General features: G+C 35.7%; 24 protein-coding genes. 20 read left to right on the top strand and 4 right to left on the bottom strand.

Translation table 11 applies throughout. The annotated features are described in order from the left end of the window. Positions 1–64 precede the first annotated feature (64 nt). On the top strand, positions 65–682 hold the full coding sequence (locus J4T76_RS04490; RefSeq protein WP_267340253.1) for a 4'-phosphopantetheinyl transferase family protein: 618 nt from the start codon (positions 65–67) through the stop codon (positions 680–682). Positions 683–828: 146 nt separating this feature from the next. On the opposite strand, the gene J4T76_RS04485 is transcribed toward J4T76_RS04490, so the two are convergent. Then, positions 829–1593: a tyrosine-protein phosphatase gene (locus J4T76_RS04485; RefSeq protein ID WP_267345494.1), complete on the bottom strand. Its 765-nt coding sequence runs from the start codon at positions 1591–1593 to the stop codon at positions 829–831. Between the two features lie 100 nt (positions 1594–1693). Between J4T76_RS04485 and pepB the strand changes: the two genes are divergently transcribed. Beyond that, on the top strand, positions 1694–2974 hold the full coding sequence (pepB, locus tag J4T76_RS04480) for an aminopeptidase PepB (RefSeq protein WP_267340255.1): 1281 nt from the start codon (positions 1694–1696) through the stop codon (positions 2972–2974). 90 nt (positions 2975–3064) lie between these two features. On the opposite strand, the gene J4T76_RS04475 is transcribed toward pepB, so the two are convergent. Next, positions 3065–3625 carry a peptidylprolyl isomerase gene (locus J4T76_RS04475; RefSeq protein ID WP_267355858.1) on the bottom strand — a complete coding sequence of 187 codons (561 nt, stop codon included), beginning with the start codon at positions 3623–3625 and terminating at the stop codon, positions 3065–3067. A 253-nt stretch (positions 3626–3878) separates the two neighbouring features. On the opposite strand from J4T76_RS04475, the gene J4T76_RS04470 reads away from it, so the two are divergent. The 3 genes from J4T76_RS04470 (at position 3879) to robA (ending at position 6243) form a co-directional block, all read left to right on the top strand. Continuing rightward, positions 3879–4550, top strand: coding sequence for a phosphoribosyltransferase family protein (locus tag J4T76_RS04470; RefSeq protein ID WP_267340259.1), 672 nt, complete (start codon positions 3879–3881; stop codon positions 4548–4550). Positions 4551–4647: 97 nt separating this feature from the next. After that, positions 4648–5229: a Fe-S biogenesis protein NfuA gene (gene nfuA / locus J4T76_RS04465; protein WP_267340260.1), complete on the top strand. Its 582-nt coding sequence runs from the start codon at positions 4648–4650 to the stop codon at positions 5227–5229. A 96-nt stretch (positions 5230–5325) separates the two neighbouring features. Further along, on the top strand, positions 5326–6243 hold the full coding sequence (gene robA, locus J4T76_RS04460) for an MDR efflux pump AcrAB transcriptional activator RobA (RefSeq protein WP_267340261.1): 918 nt from the start codon (positions 5326–5328) through the stop codon (positions 6241–6243). A 42-nt stretch (positions 6244–6285) separates the two neighbouring features. Here the strand turns inward: robA and trpR are convergent, their stop codons facing one another. Continuing rightward, entirely contained in the window at positions 6286–6576 is a 291-nt protein-coding gene (gene trpR / locus J4T76_RS04455) for a trp operon repressor (protein WP_267340262.1), read from the bottom strand. Between the two features lie 11 nt (positions 6577–6587). Further along, the gene (gene sltY / locus J4T76_RS04450; protein WP_267340264.1) at positions 6588–8528 is read right to left on the bottom strand and encodes a murein transglycosylase; all 1941 of its coding nucleotides are present in this window, start codon (positions 8526–8528) and stop codon (positions 6588–6590) included. 165 nt (positions 8529–8693) lie between these two features. Between sltY and iscR the strand changes: the two genes are divergently transcribed. The 15 genes from iscR to rpsC all read left to right on the top strand — a co-directional run bounded on the left by iscR (position 8694) and on the right by rpsC (position 18729). Continuing rightward, the gene (gene iscR, locus J4T76_RS04445) at positions 8694–9149 is read left to right on the top strand and encodes a Fe-S cluster assembly transcriptional regulator IscR (protein WP_267340266.1); all 456 of its coding nucleotides are present in this window, start codon (positions 8694–8696) and stop codon (positions 9147–9149) included. Between the two features lie 36 nt (positions 9150–9185). Continuing rightward, entirely contained in the window at positions 9186–10400 is a 1215-nt protein-coding gene (locus J4T76_RS04440; protein ID WP_267340267.1) for an IscS subfamily cysteine desulfurase, read from the top strand. 16 nt (positions 10401–10416) lie between these two features. Further along, positions 10417–10803, top strand: a complete 387-nt coding sequence (gene iscU / locus J4T76_RS04435) for a Fe-S cluster assembly scaffold IscU (protein ID WP_025314376.1) — start codon at positions 10417–10419, stop codon at positions 10801–10803. Continuing rightward, a complete protein-coding gene (gene iscA / locus J4T76_RS04430; protein ID WP_267340268.1) occupies positions 10803–11126 on the top strand; it encodes an iron-sulfur cluster assembly protein IscA in 324 nt (107 codons plus the stop codon). The genes iscU and iscA overlap by 1 nt, the downstream gene beginning before the upstream one ends. 14 nt (positions 11127–11140) lie before the next feature. Beyond that, positions 11141–11659, top strand: a complete 519-nt coding sequence (gene hscB / locus J4T76_RS04425; protein WP_267345490.1) for a Fe-S protein assembly co-chaperone HscB — start codon at positions 11141–11143, stop codon at positions 11657–11659. A 36-nt stretch (positions 11660–11695) separates the two neighbouring features. Further along, positions 11696–13555: a Fe-S protein assembly chaperone HscA gene (hscA, locus tag J4T76_RS04420; protein WP_267340270.1), complete on the top strand. Its 1860-nt coding sequence runs from the start codon at positions 11696–11698 to the stop codon at positions 13553–13555. Positions 13556–13569: 14 nt separating this feature from the next. After that, positions 13570–13908 (top strand): ISC system 2Fe-2S type ferredoxin, encoded by a 339-nt coding sequence (gene fdx, locus J4T76_RS04415; protein WP_267354632.1) that lies wholly within the window; start codon positions 13570–13572, stop codon positions 13906–13908. A gap of 694 nt (positions 13909–14602) precedes the next feature. Next, positions 14603–14914 carry a 30S ribosomal protein S10 gene (gene rpsJ, locus J4T76_RS04410; RefSeq protein ID WP_006120582.1) on the top strand — a complete coding sequence of 104 codons (312 nt, stop codon included), beginning with the start codon at positions 14603–14605 and terminating at the stop codon, positions 14912–14914. A 31-nt stretch (positions 14915–14945) separates the two neighbouring features. Further along, entirely contained in the window at positions 14946–15572 is a 627-nt protein-coding gene (rplC, locus tag J4T76_RS04405) for a 50S ribosomal protein L3 (protein WP_267340271.1), read from the top strand. Positions 15573–15588: 16 nt separating this feature from the next. Further along, entirely contained in the window at positions 15589–16191 is a 603-nt protein-coding gene (gene rplD / locus J4T76_RS04400; RefSeq protein ID WP_025314384.1) for a 50S ribosomal protein L4, read from the top strand. Continuing rightward, on the top strand, positions 16188–16490 hold the full coding sequence (rplW, locus tag J4T76_RS04395) for a 50S ribosomal protein L23 (RefSeq protein WP_267340272.1): 303 nt from the start codon (positions 16188–16190) through the stop codon (positions 16488–16490). The genes rplD and rplW overlap by 4 nt, the downstream gene beginning before the upstream one ends. An 18-nt stretch (positions 16491–16508) precedes the next feature. Beyond that, positions 16509–17333: a 50S ribosomal protein L2 gene (rplB, locus tag J4T76_RS04390; protein WP_160401459.1), complete on the top strand. Its 825-nt coding sequence runs from the start codon at positions 16509–16511 to the stop codon at positions 17331–17333. A gap of 19 nt (positions 17334–17352) precedes the next feature. Continuing rightward, complete coding sequence (rpsS, locus tag J4T76_RS04385) at positions 17353–17631, top strand: 30S ribosomal protein S19 (protein WP_024496505.1); 279 nt, start codon at positions 17353–17355, stop codon at positions 17629–17631. 13 nt (positions 17632–17644) lie between these two features. Continuing rightward, entirely contained in the window at positions 17645–17977 is a 333-nt protein-coding gene (rplV, locus tag J4T76_RS04380; protein WP_025314387.1) for a 50S ribosomal protein L22, read from the top strand. Positions 17978–17991: 14 nt separating this feature from the next. Then, complete coding sequence (gene rpsC / locus J4T76_RS04375; protein ID WP_025314388.1) at positions 17992–18729, top strand: 30S ribosomal protein S3; 738 nt, start codon at positions 17992–17994, stop codon at positions 18727–18729. Positions 18730–18735 lie beyond the last annotated feature (6 nt).

The following is an 18735-nucleotide window of genomic DNA, read 5'->3' as shown; positions in this document are numbered from 1 at the left end:
ACAGTTAGCATAGCATGCTGTTAAAATAGTAAAAAATAAATTTTGTTTAAAATGGCTATACAAAATGTTAATTGTCCAACTTGCCCATTTAGACACGGCAGAAGTGAACTATTCGCTATTATCAACACAAATCATTAACGATGCTGAATTATTCAATGGAAGACGAAAAAAACAGTTTTTAGTCTGTCGTTCAATCTTAGCGAGTTTACTTAATCAGTATTGTCAAATTGATATTTTACCAACTATGGTCATAGGTGATAATCACCGACCTTGTTTTTTAAATACTAATCTTCCTGATTTTAATATCAGTCATAGTCAAGATTGGGTAGCTGTTGCAATATCGTTAAATGGTAGCATCGGTCTTGATATTGAAGTCGATCGCCCCCGAAAAAATTATTTGGATGTTGCCAAAAACTTTTTTTCCGATGCGGAGTGTCAATGGATGATGAAGCAAGCGGATACTTTAAAAGCCTTTTGGCAGCTTTGGACATTAAAAGAATCAGCACTTAAATTATATGCTAAAGGCGTTTGGCAAATAAAATCAGTAAAAGTCGATATTGATAAAAAGTTGATTAGTGCACCATTTGGACAGCATTTTTATTATCAATATCAGCAAGTAGCATCGGTTCATCTTGCTGTTAACCATAATAAACCTATTACAGAATTGATACTACAATCTTAATGAATAAATATGCTGTTACATATTTAACCTGTAATAGGATCTGTGGAATGAGTTTATTGTGTACTTATTATAAATAATTTTGATTCGCTTCTAATAAAGATAAAATGATTGTTAATAAGGGGATAGTGAATCCCCCCTTATTTTAGTTAAATAAGGTAAATATCTTGAAGAATTTTTCTGTTTTTATAATCTAATTGATATTCTTTAGTTAACCAATTGTCGATTGTGTTATATCGTTTTTTGATTTCATCAATAGCTGCACTTAAAAACTCTTCTTTCGCTGCAAAAATGGTTTTTTGTTTTTCAAATTCTTTTGGTGATAATTTACTTTTATTTTGACTCAATATGGCTTCGCGATATTCATTTAAATAACGTTCGGTAAGTAAGTAATCTTGCATAACAACATCTTCACTCACACCCAATGCAAATAGGGTTAAGGCGACACCGACACCTGTTCTATCTTTTCCTACAGCGCAGTGTTGTACTAATGGTTTTCCGTTGGCATTGAATAGCAGCGATATTAGCTTTTTATATGCTGGATTATTGAATGGTAATAATTGATAAAGTTGAACCATAAAATCAAACGGTGAGTATTTTTTCATAATGAAAATATCATTACTGGTTAGGCTTGCTGTAATTTCATCATCTAATGGGTTTGCTGGCACATTAATATATTGGCTATTATTCCAAAGATTATCGGGACTACGATTGATTTCATGTTGATCTCGATAATCTAATACATAATGCAAATTAAGCTCATCAGATAAAAAGTTTTTTTCACCCTCATTAATACGTGAAAATTCACCTGAACGATACAACATTCCTGAACGAATCTGACGTCCATTATTGGTTTTAATGCCACCTAAATCACGAAAATTGATTCCATTTTTGATTGGTACAACTGATGTCATTATAGGTCCTTATTTTGGTTAACTTTGCTTGCTATATTAACATGTTTCTGATTAGAATTGATTCATCGTTTTTGCATTAATATTGCTTGAGGAAATTATTATGTCGACGTTATCTATTTTACTTTCGGAAAAACCCGCACCATCAAAGTGGGGTAAAGATGGATTGCTCAGTTTTTCAGAAGATGCTGTGACCATTCATTATCAATTCGAGCATCGATATGATGCCATTCAGCGAGCTGCACGAAAGTTAGATAATCAAGGTATTAAGTCAGTTAAACTTAGTGGTGACAATTGGGATTTAGAGTCATGTTGGCATTTTTGGATGGGTTATCGTAATGCTAAGAATCATAATAAAGTCAGTTGGGCAAAGTTAAATAATAAAGATAAGCAAGAATTAAAAAATCGCTTAGCCATTATTGATTGGTGTCGTGACATTGTTAATCAACAAGCAGAAACATTAAGCCCTTTAGAACTGGCAACACAAAGTGCAAAATTAATTAGTCATTATTCCTCTGATATTACCTATAACATTATTTCAGGTAACGCATTAAAAGAACAAGATTATATGGGAATCTACACGGTTGGCAAAGGTTCTGATAGGCCGGCAGCCTTGCTTGAGCTTGATTATAATCCTACTAAAAATCCAAAAGCGCCTATCGTTGCTTGCTTAGTTGGGAAAGGTATTACTTTTGATTCAGGAGGATATAGCCTAAAACCAAGCAATTTTATGGAATCAATGCGATCGGATATGGGGGGAGCTGCATTGGTAACAGGTGCTCTGACCCTTGCTATTGCTCGAGGAGTTAATCATCGTATCAAACTTTATTTATGCTGTGCAGATAATTTGGTAAGTGGTAATGCTTTCAAATTGGGTGATATTATTCGTTATCGTAATGGTAAAACAGTGGAAGTTGATAATACCGATGCTGAGGGTCGCTTGGTTTTAGCTGACGGATTAATTAGTGCTGATAATGATAACCCAGATTATATCATTGATTGTGCAACCCTTACTGGTGCAGCAAAAATTGCTGTAGGTAATGATTATCAATCATTGCTCTCATTTGATGATAAATTTGCTCATCAGTTATTAGCAAGTAGTCAAGCTGAACATGAGAATTTCTGGCGACTACCATTAGCTGATTTTCATCGCTCTCAATTTCCATCTTCTTTTGCTGATATGGCAAATTCCGGATTACCGAATACCGCTGGCGCAAGTACGGCAGCTGCTTTTTTATCCTATTTTATTAAGAATTATAAACAAAATTGGCTACACATTGATTGTTCAGCAACCTTTCGTAAAAGTGCAACCGCATTATGGGCAACAGGTGCTACAGGTGTTGGTATAAGAACGCTTGCTAATTTATTAAGTAACCTAAAATAAAATATCTGTATTGGCAATAAAAGAAGAAAACCATCTTAAATTATTAAGATGGTTTTTTTAGGAGCGCATCGTTTTAAAAAATTATTCCATCTATTCAATAATGGTTACCTTTTTAATATAGACCGGATCAACTGGCACATTTTGGTGAGGTCCAACACGGTGAGTTGCTACATTCACAATTTTATCAACAGTATCCATCCCTTTAATCACTTTACCAAAAACAGCATAACCGTAATTTTCAGGTGATTGGTAATTGAGAAATTCGTTGTTAACAGTATTAATAAAGAATTGGCTAGTTGCACTATCCACATTACTTGTTCTTGCCATGGCTATCGTACCACGATTGTTTTTCAAACCATTGTTTGCTTCATTTTTTATCGGTGCATTTCCCTCTTTAAATTTCAATTGATCGTCGGCTCCACCACCTTGAATCATAAAGCCAGGCATGACGCGGTGAAAGGTTAAATTTTCATAAAATCCACTCTTAACATAATCAATAAAGTTTTTAGTAGTTATTGGCGCATGTTCGCTATCTAATTCAATTTCAATATCACCCAGACTCGTTTGCAATAACACTTTAGTATCAGCGCCAGCAACACTAGTAAAAAGAGTGAACAACAATGATATAAATAACAATTTGATTTTTTTCATATATTATTTCCTTAATCCGATATAGTTGGCTGATTATACCGAATATTTGATTATTTTAAATAATTATTATGCAACATCAGATGAAATTATGTGTCATAGATCGCAATTTTATTCTTTATTAAGAACACGTTTTTTAAACATTTATTATAAATGAATTTACTGGGTTTCTATTTTGAAGTGGATCCAAATGATAAGTAGATTTTATACTGAAACATTATGTTAACCTCAAACTTTTTTACAAAAAACAAACTTTATGCGCTGTATTTTATGTAATATGTCTTTATCTTTATCTCATCATGGTATTTGCAGCCAATGTGTTAAAAATTTACCTAAATTCAATAAGATTTGTCCCCAATGTTGTTTACCCCATTCGTTATCAACAAATGTATGCTATCGATGTCGAGAGCATAAACCCTATTGGGACGAACTTATTGCTGCTAGTGAATATATTCACCCATTAAAGAATTTAATTCATCACTTAAAATTTTATAAAAAAATTGAATTAAATTTGGCATTAGCCAGATTAATGTTTTTAGCCTGGTATCAACGGCGGGAAATGGAAGGCTTAGCTAAACCAGATTTGGTAACTTGTGTTCCTTTACATCATTTTCGATATTGGTCCCGAGGCTACAATCAAGCTGAATTGTTAGCAAAACCGATTGCTAAATGGTTAAATCGCGATTTTTATCCTCATCTGTTATCAAGAAGGAAAAATGCGACAGATCAAAAGAAGTTATCACTTAAACAACGGATGAGCAATGTTGAAACACTTTTTGTTTGTAACCAAAATGTTGCTAATAAATCGGTAATGCTTATTGATGATATTGTTACTACTGGTAATACTATAAATGTTATTAGTCAACAGTTAAAACAACGCGGGGCTACTCGTGTTGAGATAATTTGTTTATGCCGTACGGTATTGTAAAATCCTAAACAGCCCCTATAATAACCAAGAAAGTTAGTCAACTATTATAAATGATGCTGGGTATTATTTATACCAAATAGTGTTAAAGTGAGGAGTTATGTCTATTATTACTATTTCTGAATCAGCTCAACAGCACTTTAAAAAATTGCTTGCTAATCAACCAGAAGGCACACAAATTAGAGTATTTGTTATGGATCCAGGTACGCCTAGTGCAGAATGTGGCGTTTCATATTGTCCGGCTGATACAGTTGAAGATAACGATATAGAAGAAAAGTATGCCGATTTTTCTGTTTATATCGATGAATTGAGTGCCCCATTTTTGGAAGAAACTGTGATTGATTATGTGACGGATGAATTTGGAGCACAGTTAACTTTAAAAGCACCAAATTCCAAAATGAGAAAAGTTGCGGATGATGCCCCGTTAATTGAACGAGTCAACTATGTTATCCAAGCACAGATTAACCCTCAGTTGGCAAGTCATGGTGGACGTGTAAATCTAGTTGAGTTAACCGACGATAATTATGTCATATTACAATTTGGTGGTGGATGTAATGGTTGCTCAATGGTTGATTATACGTTAAAAGAAGGTATTGAAAAACAATTAATGGTTGAATTTCCTGAACTTGCAGGAGTGAAAGATATTACCGAACATCAAGCGGGCGCACATTCATTTTATTAAAATGCATTGAAAATAATTTTGATTTAGAACTTGCTTATTGCTGGGATTAAGTCATAATCAGGGGCTATGTGTCTGTTCATTTTATGATGGCGTTTTATGAATCAAGTTAGTATTATTTCAGATCTTATTATTTGGATTGAAAAAAATTTGGAACAGCCATTGTCTATTGATAATGTATCGCAAAAGTCTGGTTATTCAAAGTGGCATTTACAACGAATGTTTAAAGAAGTAACGGGTCAAGTTCTTGGGACGTATATTCGCCATCGTCGCTTAACTTATGCGGCGCTCGCTTTGCGTATGACAAGCAAGCCGATTTTAGACATTGCTATGCAATATCGTTTTGATTCGCAACAAACATTTACTCGATCTTTTAAAAAACAGTTTAATGAAACTCCAGCAAGTTATCGTCGAGGTGAATTTTGGGATCCTGTAGGATTAACACCAGCAATTGATCTTAATAAAAATCAGCTTTCACTACCTGATCCCAAATTTGTTGATATGCCGAAACAGACTTTTTGGGGGATTTCATTTAAGAATAATTGTAATTTAGGGCAATTATTAGACGAAGAAAATAGACTTCGGACGCAGTTTTTTCATAATTATTTATCTCGTTGTACAAATAATAATGAAGATTTGCCTGATAAAATTTATGCGTTTAGTCGTATATTAAAAAGTAAAGATAACACCAATGAGCAAGAATTACTTTATACCATTGCGTTAGATCATAATAATAATCTTGAACATATTGAAGAAGTTGTCAGTGAAGGTGGATTATATTTGTGCTTTAAATATATTGGTTCGCCAGATAATTTTAGTGATTTTATCTCTCAAGTTCATTTAGCTGCAATGCCAACCCTAAAAGTACGGTTGCGTAGTTCCAGTTGTTTAATCGAAATTCATCATAATCATCAAAATGATACAGTCTGCTCTGTGAAAGATATTAAAACTATGGAGTGTGATTACTGCGTGCCAGTTGTTACAGAAACTGAAGTTAATATCCAACAAAATTTATAATGATACTTTTTACAAGTATCGCTCATTGTTATTAGCCATGTTTTAGTTATCTGAGCTTAATAGAGTGTTTTCTAACCATTTTTTAAACTCAGGTGTTGCCTCTTTAAGACTATTAGAACCTCGAGTTACTGTTGCAATGCCTATTTTTAGTTGATCTTTTAACTGCCGTTGGTTGATAGAACCGTCAAGCAATGAATGTACAATTTTCATTCTGGTTATCAGGGCATCTCGCTCATCGGCTGTCATTAATAATTTTAATATATCAAGTGAATAACCGTCATTAAAAGCTTGGTGTAATAGCTTAACGGTTTGTTGCCATTCGTTATTTTTCATTATAATCACCATTAATATTGTTTATTAAATTCATGCTGAGTTAAAATTTGTGGATTTTTTTTACCTAAGATCATTTGATAGATATAGTCATAAACTAATACATTTTTCACGTAATTACGCGTTTCAGTAAATGGAATGCTATCAATAAAAGCAACAGCATCAAGTTTTCCACCACTCTCTTTTAACCAGCCTTTGACACGATTAGGTCCTGCATTATAAGCTGCTGAAGATAATATCCGGTTATTATCATTTTGTAGATAAACTGAATTTAAATAGTAGCTACCCAATTGTATGTTGATTTTAGGATCGAACAGCTGTGTTGATGAAACATAAGTAATAGAGCCCATTTTTTTAGCCGTTTCTTTTGCGGTGGCTGGCATCAATTGCATTAATCCTCTGGCTCCAGCTGAAGACTGTACTGTAGTATCAAGCGCACTTTCTTGACGAGAGATAGCTAAAGCATAAGAAAATGGGATAGCTTTATCTTTTAAGGCATTATGATATAAGTCACGGTACATGATAGGTAGGCGTTCGGTCCAATTATTCCATAGTTTGCCTGCAATGGTTGCTTGAATACTTAGATCTCCCCAACCTTTATGTAAAGCATATTGAGCTAATTTCGGGTATTCATTATTATCCATTTGACTATTGAGCATATATCGCCATTCTCGGCTTGATTCTGATAACATACCTAAACTACGTAATTCATTAATTCTTTTGATAAAAGGTTTATTATCAAACTTAGATTTTAATGTTGAAATTTCGGTATGGGTAATTTTTTGTGATTGATTATTAAGAGAGTAATATTGATTCAGTGCTTGTGCACTAATCATACCATAAAAGCCACGTTTCGTTGTGAGTGTTTGTAAAATCCCATGCGCTTCTTTTTTTTGATTATTTTTTAATAACACACGTGCTTTCCAATATTGCCAATCCTCTTTTAATTGATCTTCTGGTGTTAGTTGTGCTAGCCAATAATCAATATCTTTGTAATTATTTTCATCAATAGCTATACGGATACGTTTTTCAACCAACGATGAATCATGACTTTTGGCAATATAATTGTCTCTCCATTTAATTTGTTCATCAGTAGCAGAATCATTAAAATAAACACTAGCTAAACTTTTTTGCAATAAACTTTGTTCGTTTTCATTTAATTTTTGCTGATTAATTAATTGCGGTAATAAAGTCTCAGCTAATTTCATATCGACTTTGGTTAAACGAGAGAATGATGCTAAAATAATTTTTTTAGTAAAAGAGCTTGCTTTAATATTTTTTGAGAAATCTTCCAATTTTCTTGGATTATCAAATAAGTCTAGTAAATGGCTTTTAGTCGTTGTATAACGTTCATCTAATAAGTTTGCAAGATGTCGAGCTAATTTTAAATTATTTGCTTCGACTGCCAATTCAATACGTAATAATATTAAATTATTTGTTCGTTTACCGATTTTAGTCCAGGCATCAAGTAATGGATCACATGCAGAAGAAAGCTCTTTACCTGTAAGCCAAAGTGATTTCACATCATTGAAAATGAATTTATCATCGTTTTTCTTGAGTAAAGCATATTGGTAGAGACAATTAGAAGGTATCGAATTATCTTTAGGAAATGAAATTATAGAATCCCAATCTTGGCGATTGGTTAATTCTCTTAAATAAGATTGTGTTAGAGAGTTTGTTAAAGGAAAATCCTGATATTTTTTGACAAATTCTCTGACCATATTTGGGGGAACAACTTTTATATTTTTTTGAAAAAATTGCACGGCAGCATAAGGATATAATGGATAATTTTTTAGGGTTGCAAGTAATGTTTTTTGTTCTTGAAAATTTAACGATTGATAGGAGTTAATCCATTTTTGATAATTTTCTCGTAACATTTTTTGAGAATTATTTGCGAAAGTGTTACTCGTAAATACTAAACTTATTATCAATAAGTAACGTAATACCAATTTCATCCTTTAGCTCCCATATGAATTTACCCAACTAGATTAGCATATTTCATTGTGTTTCGTCGATGATGAACTGAGAGGAGACAATTCCCACTAAAATGGTCAACTAAATACTTGACTAAAATAAAAGGATATATACAATAAATATTATAACACATAGGGGGATGATTAATGAAATTGACATCAAAAGGAAGATACGCGGTAACTGCAATGTTGGATGTAGCATTACATTCTGGTTCAGGGCCTGTATCACTTGCCGATATTTCAGAACGTCAAGAAATCTCACTTTCTTATCTTGAACAATTATTTGCGCGGTTACGAAAAAATGGCTTAGTAACCAGTGTTAGAGGCCCAGGTGGGGGGTATGTGTTGGGTCGAGCAATGGATCAAATTGCGATTAGCTCAATTGTAAAAGCCGTTGATGAAACGGTACATGCAACCAAGTGTCACGGTCAAGATGGCTGTCAAGGTGGTGTTAGATGCTTAACCCATACACTATGGAATGATTTAAGCGAGCGAATAGAGGACTTCTTAACCAGCATTACACTTAGCGAGTTAGTCAATAATAATGAAGTAAAAGCCGTAGCTAATCGACAAAGCAATATACAGCACATCAGCATTAATTAAAAAATAAAATACAGAATTTGTAATTGGGAGTAATTAATGAAATTACCTATTTATATGGATTATGCAGCTACAACGCCGGTTGATCCTAGAGTTGCTGAAAAAATGATACAATATTTAACACCAAATGGTATTTTTGGTAATCCAGCATCCCGTTCTCATAAATTTGGTTGGCAAGCCGAAGAAGCGGTGGATATTGCTCGAAATCAAATTGCCGATCTTATTGGTGCTGATTCCCGAGAAATTGTGTTCACTTCAGGAGCAACGGAGGCTGATAACTTAGCGATTAAAGGGGCAGCTCATTTCAATAAAGCTAAAGGTAAACATATTATTACTTGTAAAACCGAACACAAAGCGGTACTTGATACCTGCCGTCAACTTGAACGTGAAGGCTATGAAGTAACTTATTTGGCCCCTGAATCTAATGGAATATTGGATTTAGATAAACTAGCAGCTGCAATGCGCAGTGATACAACCGTTGTATCAATTATGCATGTCAATAATGAAACTGGCGTCATCCAAGATATCGAAAAAATTGGTGAAATGTGTCGTGAAAGAGGTATTGTTTTTCACGTTGATGCAACCCAAAGTGTCGGTAAATTGCCAATTGACCTTACAAAATTGAAAGTTGATTTAATGTCATTTTCAGGTCACAAAATTTACGGTCCTAAAGGTATCGGTGGGCTTTATGTAAGGCGTAAACCTAGAGTACGTATTGAAGCACAAATGCATGGTGGTGGTCATGAGAGGGGTATGCGCTCTGGAACTTTACCTGTGCATCAAATTGTTGGTATGGGAGAAGCATATCGTATTGCTAAAGAAGAAATGGCAACTGAAATGCCGCGTTTATTAGCTTTAAAAAATCGCTTGTGGAATGGCTTGAAAGATATAGAAGAAGTTTATCTTAATGGTTCTTTAGAACACAGCGTTGCTAATATTTTAAACGTAAGCTTTGCTTACATTGAGGGTGAATCATTGATGATGGCTTTAAAAGATTTGGCTGTATCATCAGGTTCAGCTTGTACTTCTGCTAGTTTAGAACCATCTTATGTGTTACGGGCTCTTGGCCTTAATGATGAACTTGCCCATAGTTCGATACGTTTTTCATTTGGTCGATTTAGTACTGAAGAAGAAGTGGATTATGTGATTAAACTAATCAAAGACTCTATTGGTAAATTAAGAGAATTATCTCCGCTTTGGGAAATGTTTAAAGATGGTGTTGATCTAAGTAAAATCAAATGGTCAGCCCATTAAAAAATAGGAGTAAATTATGGCATACAGCGAAAAAGTAGTTGATCATTATGAAAATCCTCGTAATGTTGGTTCTTTTGATCAAAATGATCCCAACGTTGGCAGTGGCATGGTTGGGGCACCTGCATGTGGTGATGTTATGCGCCTACAAATCAAAGTAAACGATGACGGTATCATTGAAGATGCTAAATTTAAAACTTATGGTTGTGGTAGTGCAATTGCATCAAGTTCTTTAGTTACTGAGTGGATTAAAGGTAAATCTTTGGATGAAGCGCAAGCAATTAAGAATACGGATATTGCTAAAGAGCTTGAGTTACCACCCGTTAAAATTCACTGTTCGCTTTTAGCGGAAGATGCAATTAAAGCGGCAATTGATGACTATAAAACTAAAAAAGGTCAAAGTTAATGGCAATTACACTAACAACGAGTGCGGCTAATCGTGTTCAAGCTTTTCTTGCTAATCGAGGAAAAGGAGTTGGACTGCGATTGGGCGTTAAAACATCAGGTTGTTCCGGTATGGCATACGTTTTAGAATTTGCTGATATTATTAACGATGATGATAGTGTATTTGAAGATAAAAATGTTAAAGTCATTGTTGATAAAAAAAGTTTGGTTTATATTGATGGTACTGAATTGGATTTTGTTAAAGAGGGATTAAACGAAGGTTTTAAATTTAATAATCCCAATTCGCAGAACGAGTGTGGCTGCGGCGAAAGCTTTAATGTGTAATTGAGACAATGAATATGGCTAATTATTTCAAGCTATTTGATTTACCCATTCAGCTACCTGTAGATATGTCGTTATTAACTGCGCATTATCAACAATTACAAAAACAATATCATCCCGATAATTTTGCCAATGCTAGCGATAGCGATAAAATAATGATGGTACAAAAATCAGCAATGATTAATGACGGTTATTATGCATTAAAAAATCCGATTAAAGCTGCTGAACATTTCTTGTCTTTACAAGGTTTTGATGTGGTAACAGAGCAAAATATTATCCATGATGCTGATTTTTTAATGGAACAATTTGCTTTGCGTGAAAAATTAGAAGACATAGAAAGTCAGAATGATTTTGTTATATTAGAAGATTTTCATTCGGAAGTCTTTGCTCGTCAACGTGATGTTTATAAAGAATTATTAGAATATGTGAATAAACAAGATTGGGCAGCTGCTCTTAATCAAATCTTTAAAATCCGCTATTTAACTAGATTGATTGAACAAATCGAAAAGTTACAAGAAAAACAATATGCTTTATAATCTTACTTAAGCATAGATCAATTAGAGACAATTCAAATGGTATTATTACAAATTAGTGAACCGGGACAAACTCCTGAACCTCATCAGCGTCGTTTAGCTGTGGGTATTGATTTAGGTACAACCAATTCACTAGTTGCTACTGTGCGTAGCGGACAAGCCGAAGTGCTGCCAGATTTGGATAATGATTTTTTACTACCGTCAGTAGTTCACTACGGTTTAGGTGTTGATGATAATCTTATTATTACCATTGGTAAGTATGCAAAATCTAATGCTGTGAATGATCCTCAAAATACGGTGAGTTCTGTTAAACGGTTAATGGGTAGAAAGTTATCTGATATTGATACTGCTTATTTTCCTTATAGTTTTTCACAAACTGATAATGGTGTTCCGTTATTGAATTTGCCTAATAATCAAGTTAACCCAATACAAGTATCCGCCGAAATTTTGAATGCCTTAGCTCAACGTGCAAAACAGAGTTTAGGAGGCGAGATGGATGGTGTTGTAATTACAGTGCCAGCCTATTTTGATGACGCGCAACGGCAAGCGACTAAAGATGCTGCTAAATTAGCTGGACTGCATGTTTTAAGATTATTGAATGAACCAACCGCTGCTGCTATCGCTTATGGTTTAGATTCTGGCAAAGAAGGCGTTATTGCAGTTTATGATTTAGGTGGTGGTACGTTTGATATTTCTATTTTGCGTCTACATAAAGGTGTGTTTGAGGTTTTAGCAACGGGGGGGGATTCAGCGCTTGGTGGTGATGATTTTGACCGATTGCTTGCTGATTATTTGAAAAATAAATTAGGTTTAGCAAATAATACTGATCCTTATATAAACCAAAAAATTATTGATGAAACAGTTAAAATAAAAATAGAATTAAGTCAGCAAAACTCCGCTTTAGCCAATATAGAAGGTCGAACCTTAACTATAACGCGTGAACAATTTCAAAACTTAATTGAACCTTTAATTAAACGAACTTTAGTGGTTTGTCGTCGTGCATTAAGAGATGCTGAAATCAATATTGATGAAGTGGTTGAAGTTGTCATGGTTGGTGGATCAACTCGCGTCCCTTTAGTCCGACAATTAGTAGGTGATTTTTTTAGAAACGAGCCTTTAACTTCAATTGATCCTGATAAAGTTGTTGCCATTGGTGCGGCAATACAGGCTGATATTCTGATTGGTAATAAGCCCGATTCAGATATGTTATTGCTCGATGTTATTCCTTTGTCTTTAGGAATAGAAACGATGGGGGAATTAGTGGAAAAAATCATCCCACGTAATAGCACAATACCATGTGCCAGAGCTCAAGAATTTACCACATTCAAAGATGGTCAAACAGCCATGATGATTCATGTGTTACAAGGTGAGCGTGAAAGTGTTGCAGATTGCCGATCGTTGGCTCGATTTACGCTAAGAGGTATTCCCCCAATGCCTGCTGGCGGAGCACATATTCGTGTCACTTTCCAAGTGGATGCGGATGGTTTATTAAATGTTACAGCAATGGAAAAATCAACAGGTGTTGAAGCCGCAATTCAAGTTAAGCCCTCTTATGGTCTAACTGATAATGAAATTGCTAATATGATCCAAGATTCAATCAATCATGCGCAGCAAGATAAACAAGTAAGAATACTTGTCGAACAAAAGGTTGAAGCAGCACGAGTACTTGAAAGTTTACAAAGCGCCTTAGATAAAGATGCGGATCTATTAAATGAGCAACAGCTTAATCAGATTTTAATCGCTAAACATCAATTACAAGCAGTAAGTGAATTAGATGATAGTGATGCTATCAAAAAGCATATTAAAATTGTTGATAATGTGACTCAAGAGTTTGCTGCTAAACGTATGAATAGATCAATTCGTCAAGCCTTAACTGGCCATAAAGTTGATGATATTTAACAAACGAGATTATTATGCCCAAAATTACATTTTTACCTAATGCTGATCTTTGTCCTGAAGGCAAAACAGTTGAAGCTGAAGAAGGTGAATCTATTTTAGAAGTTGCACTTCGTAATGATATTGAAATTGAACATGCATGTGAAATGTCTTGTGCTTGTTCAACATGCCATTGTATTGTCCGCAAAGGTTTTGATTCACTCGAAGAAAGTGATGAGCAAGAGGATGACATGCTTGATAAAGCTTGGGGAGTAGAGCCTCATAGTCGATTAAGTTGTCAAGCGCGAGTTGCTGATGAAGATCTTGAAGTTGAAATTCCAAGATACACTTTAAATCACGCTAAAGAAGATCATTAAAGAGACCGCCATGATGGCGGTTTTATTTACCATAATTTATTTTAATTGCTGTAAAGCGTTTTTCTTCCTTATTATCATAATTATTGTCATATTTTTATTGATACCTTATTCGCTTTCGAATCTCATAAAATTAAAGATTGATTATCACAAATTCACATTTTAAAACCTAATCGTTTAGAAACTGAAATTTTAATTGGTATGAAAATTTATTCCAATCAAAATATTTTTAAATTTGTTGACAAGTTTCATCAGTAGGGCGTGAAACGTATCTCTATTACTGTTAGTACTGATGGAGTTTACTATATTGAAATAAATGGCGGGAAGGTTGGTCTGTATTTATGAATAATTTATTTTTAAAAATGATGTGTTGTGATTAAATTCATTTTCAAGCGTCAAAAACCTATAATTATACTTGTTATTTAAAAATGTTGTTCGTTAAATAATTATCTGTATGCTTTATTAATTACTCCTTGCATTCGTTTATAATTTACGTATAATTGACGCACTTTGTTTGTTGATTTTCCAACAGCAAATGCGTATAAAAATATAATTAATATGTAATATATTGAATTATATTAACAATACTCCCGATTTGGGGGTTACGAAAAGAACGGATTACACTCTCCTGTCAATCGAAACAGGGTGAGAGGAGTAATCTTTTGTTATAACTTTTAAATAATGGAGCTCTGGTCTCATGTCGAACCAAAGAATCCGTATCCGGTTAAAAGCGTTTGATCATCGTTTGATTGATCAATCAACTGCTGAAATTGTAGAAACTGCGAAGCGCACTGGTGCGCAAGTTCGTGGTCCTATTCCATTACCGACACGCAAAGAGCGTTTCACTGTATTGATTTCTCCGCACGTAAATAAAGATGCGCGTGATCAATATGAGATTCGTACTCATAAACGTCTAGTTGATATTGTTGAGCCAACTGAAAAAACAGTTGATGCTTTAATGCGTCTAGATCTTGCTGCCGGTGTTGATGTGCAGATCAGTTTAGGTTAATCCTAAGCTGAATGATTGAGAGGTCGAAACAATGATTGGTTTAATCGGTCGTAAAGTAGGAATGACACGAATCTTCACTGAAGAAGGTGTTTCTATTCCTGTCACCGTAGTAGAAGTTCAAAGCAACCGCGTTACTCAAGTTAAAACGCTTGAGAATGATGGTTATCAAGCTATTCAGGTTACTACTGGCAGCAAAAAAGCAAGCCGCGTAAATAAACCTGAAGCAGGTCATTTCGCTAAGGCTGGCGTTGAAGCTGGTCGTGGTCTATGGGAGTTCCGTTTTGAAGAAGGCGAATTTACTGTAGGTCAAAATATTAACGTTGATATTTTCACTGACGTTAAAAAAGTTGATGTTACTGGAACATCTAAAGGTAAAGGTTATGCAGGTGTAACTAAACGCTGGAATTTCCGTACTCAAGATGCAACTCATGGTAACTCTTTGGCACACCGTGGTCATGGCTCTATCGGTCAAAACCAAACTCCAGGTAAAGTGTTCAAAGGTCGTAAAATGGCAGGTCACTTAGGTAATGAGCGTGTAACTGTTCAAAACTTAGATATCGTGCGCGTTGATGCAGAACGTAACCTTTTATTAATAAAAGGTGCTGTTCCAGGCGCAATTAATAGTGACGTAATTGTTAAACCGGCAATCAAGGCTTAACGTCGAGGAGATAGAGATGGAATTAGTAGTAAAAGACGCGCAAGCGCTTTCTGTTTCCGAAACTACCTTCGGACGTGAGTTTAATGAAGCGTTAGTTCATCAAGTAGTTGTTGCTTATGCATCTGCTGCTCGTCAAGGCTCACGCGCACAAAAAACTCGTGCAGAAATCGCTGGTTCAGGTAAAAAACCATGGCGTCAAAAAGGCACAGGTCGTGCTCGTTCAGGTTCTATTAAGAGCCCTATTTGGCGTAGCGGTGGTGTGACATTTGCAGCAAAACCACAAGATCATAGCCAAAAAGTTAACCGTAAAATGTATCGTGGTGCATTAAAGAGTATTTTCTCTGAATTAGTGCGTCAAGAACGTTTAGTTGTGGTTGAAACATTCACTGTTGAAGCACCTAAGACTAAATTATTAACTCAGAAATTAAATGATATGAACCTTAATGATGTTCTTATTATTACTTCTGATGTTGATGAAAATCTTTTCTTAGCAGCACGTAACTTACATAAAGTTGATGTGCGTGATGTGGCAGGTATTGATCCAGTTAGTTTGATTGCATTTGACAAAGTGGTTATCACTGTTGATGCTGTTAAACAAGTAGAGGAGATGTTAGCATGATTCGTGAAGAGCGTCTGCTTAAAGTCCTGCGAGCACCACATATTTCTGAAAAAGCATCTATTTCAATGGAAAAAACGAATACATTAGTATTGAAAGTTACTAAAGATGCTACTAAGAGAGAGATTAAAGCCGCAGTTGAACAACTATTTGAAGTTAAAGTAGATGGCGTTAATACACTTGTTGTTAAAGGCAAAGTTAAACGTCGTGGTCAACAAATCGGTCGCCGTAGCGACTGGAAAAAAGCTTACGTTACTTTAGCAGAAGGTCAAAATTTAGACCTTGCTGGCGTCGCTGAGTAATTCGGAGGAGTAAGAACAATGGCAGTTGTTAAGTGTAAACCTACATCTCCGGGTCGTCGCCACGTTGTTAAAGTGGTTAACCCAGAGTTGCATAAAGGTAAGCCTTATGCACCGTTGCTTGATTCAAAAAGCAAAACTGGTGGTCGCAATAATAATGGTCGTATCACTACCCGTCATATCGGCGGTGGTCATAAACAACATTATCGTATTGTTGACTTTAAGCGTAATAAAGATGGTATTCCAGCAGTTGTTGAACGTTTGGAATATGATCCAAATCGCAGTGCAAATATTGCATTGGTTTTATATAAAGACGGTGAACGTCGTTATATTTTAGCGCCTAAAGGCTTAAAAGCAGGTGATCAGATCCAATCTGGTGTTGATGCATCAATTAAAACAGGTAACTGTTTACCGATGCGCAATATTCCAGTCGGTTCTACCGTGCATAATATTGAAATGAAACCAGGTAAAGGCGGACAACTTGCTCGCTCAGCTGGTAGTTATGTTCAAATCGTTGCTCGTGATGGTGCTTATGTAACATTACGTCTACGTTCAGGTGAAATGCGTAAAGTGTTATCTGATTGCCGCGCCACTATTGGTGAAGTGGGTAATTCAGAACATATGCTTCGTGTATTAGGTAAAGCAGGTGCTTCGCGTTGGCGTGGTATTCGTCCTACTGTTCGTGGTACAGCAATGAACCCGGTAGACCATCCACATGGTGGTGGTGAAGGTCGTAACTTTGGTAAACATCCTGTGTCTCCATGGGGTCAAAAAGCCAAAGGATTGAAAACGCGTAGCAACAAACGTACTGATAAGTATATTGTTCGCCGTCGCAATAAGAAATAATTAATATAGAGGATTAGCTATGCCACGTTCTCTCAAGAAGGGTCCTTTTATTGACCTACACTTGCTGAAGAAGGTAGAGAAAGCGGTGGAAAGCGGGGACAAGAAACCAATTCGTACTTGGTCCCGTCGTTCAACGATCTTTCCTAATATGATCGGTTTGACCATCGCTGTCCATAATGGTCGTCAGCACGTTCCTGTTTATGTTTCCGACGAAATGGTTGGTCATAAATTGGGTGAATTCGCGCCGACTCGTACTTATCGCGGCCACGCGGCTGATAAGAAAGCTAAGAAGAAATAAGTAGGAGAAAGAGATGGAAACAATTGCAAAGTATCGCCACGCTCGTTCTTCTGCGCAAAAAGTTCGCTTAGTTGCAGATCTTATTCGCGGTAAGAATGTGTCTCAGGCACTTGATATTTTAACGTACACCAATAAAAAAGCGGCTGTACTGGTTAAAAAAGTATTAGAGTCTGCTATTGCTAATGCAGAGCATAACGATGGTGCTGATATTGATGATCTAAAAGTTGCGAAAATTTTCGTAGATGAAGGCCCAACCATGAAGCGTATTATGCCTCGTGCGAAAGGTCGTGCAGATCGAATTTTGAAGCGTACGAGTCACATCACCGTGATCGTCTCAGATCGCTAGGCTGGAGAATAGCAATGGGTCAAAAAGTAAATCCAAATGGTATCCGACTAGGCATCGTCAAGCCTTGGACATCTACATGGTATTCGGGTACAAAGACATTCGCTGATAATTTAGAAAGTGATTTTAGAGTGCGTGAATTCTTGAACAAAGAATTAGCACAAGCATCAATCTCTAAGATTGTAATCGATCGTTCAGCAGAAACCAACGTTCGCATTACTATTCACACTGCTCGTCCAGGTATTGTGATTGGTAAAAAAGGTGAGGATGTTGAAAAATTACGTAATGCCGTAGCTTCTATTGTCAATAAATATAAAGACAAAAGAGAAAAACGTGATGTTGCAGTACAAATTAATATTGCCGAAGTTCGTAAACCTGAACTTGATGCTAAATTAGTTGCTGACAGCATTACTTCTCAGTTAGAACGCCGTGTTATGTTCCGTCGTGCTATGAAACGTGCGGTTCAAAACGCAATGAAAGCGGGTGCTAAAGGTATCAAAGTTGAAGTAAGTGGTCGTTTAGGCGGCGCTGAAATCGCTCGTAGTGAATGGTATCGTGAAGGTCGTGTTCCTTTACATACATTACGTGCTGACATCGACTATGGTTTGTCTGAAGCATTAACAACCTATGGTATTATTGGTGTTAAAGTGTGGATCTTCAAAGGTGAGATCCTTGGTGGTATGGCTGCCGTTGAACAAGCAGAAAAACAACCTGCTGCTCAACCGAAAAAGCAGCGCAAAGGCCGAAAACAATAAGGAGCG

Source organism: Gilliamella sp. B3022 (assembly GCF_028751545.1).
GTDB lineage: Bacteria > Pseudomonadota > Gammaproteobacteria > Enterobacterales > Orbaceae > Gilliamella.
This window is presented reverse-complemented; position numbering and strand designations above follow the sequence as displayed.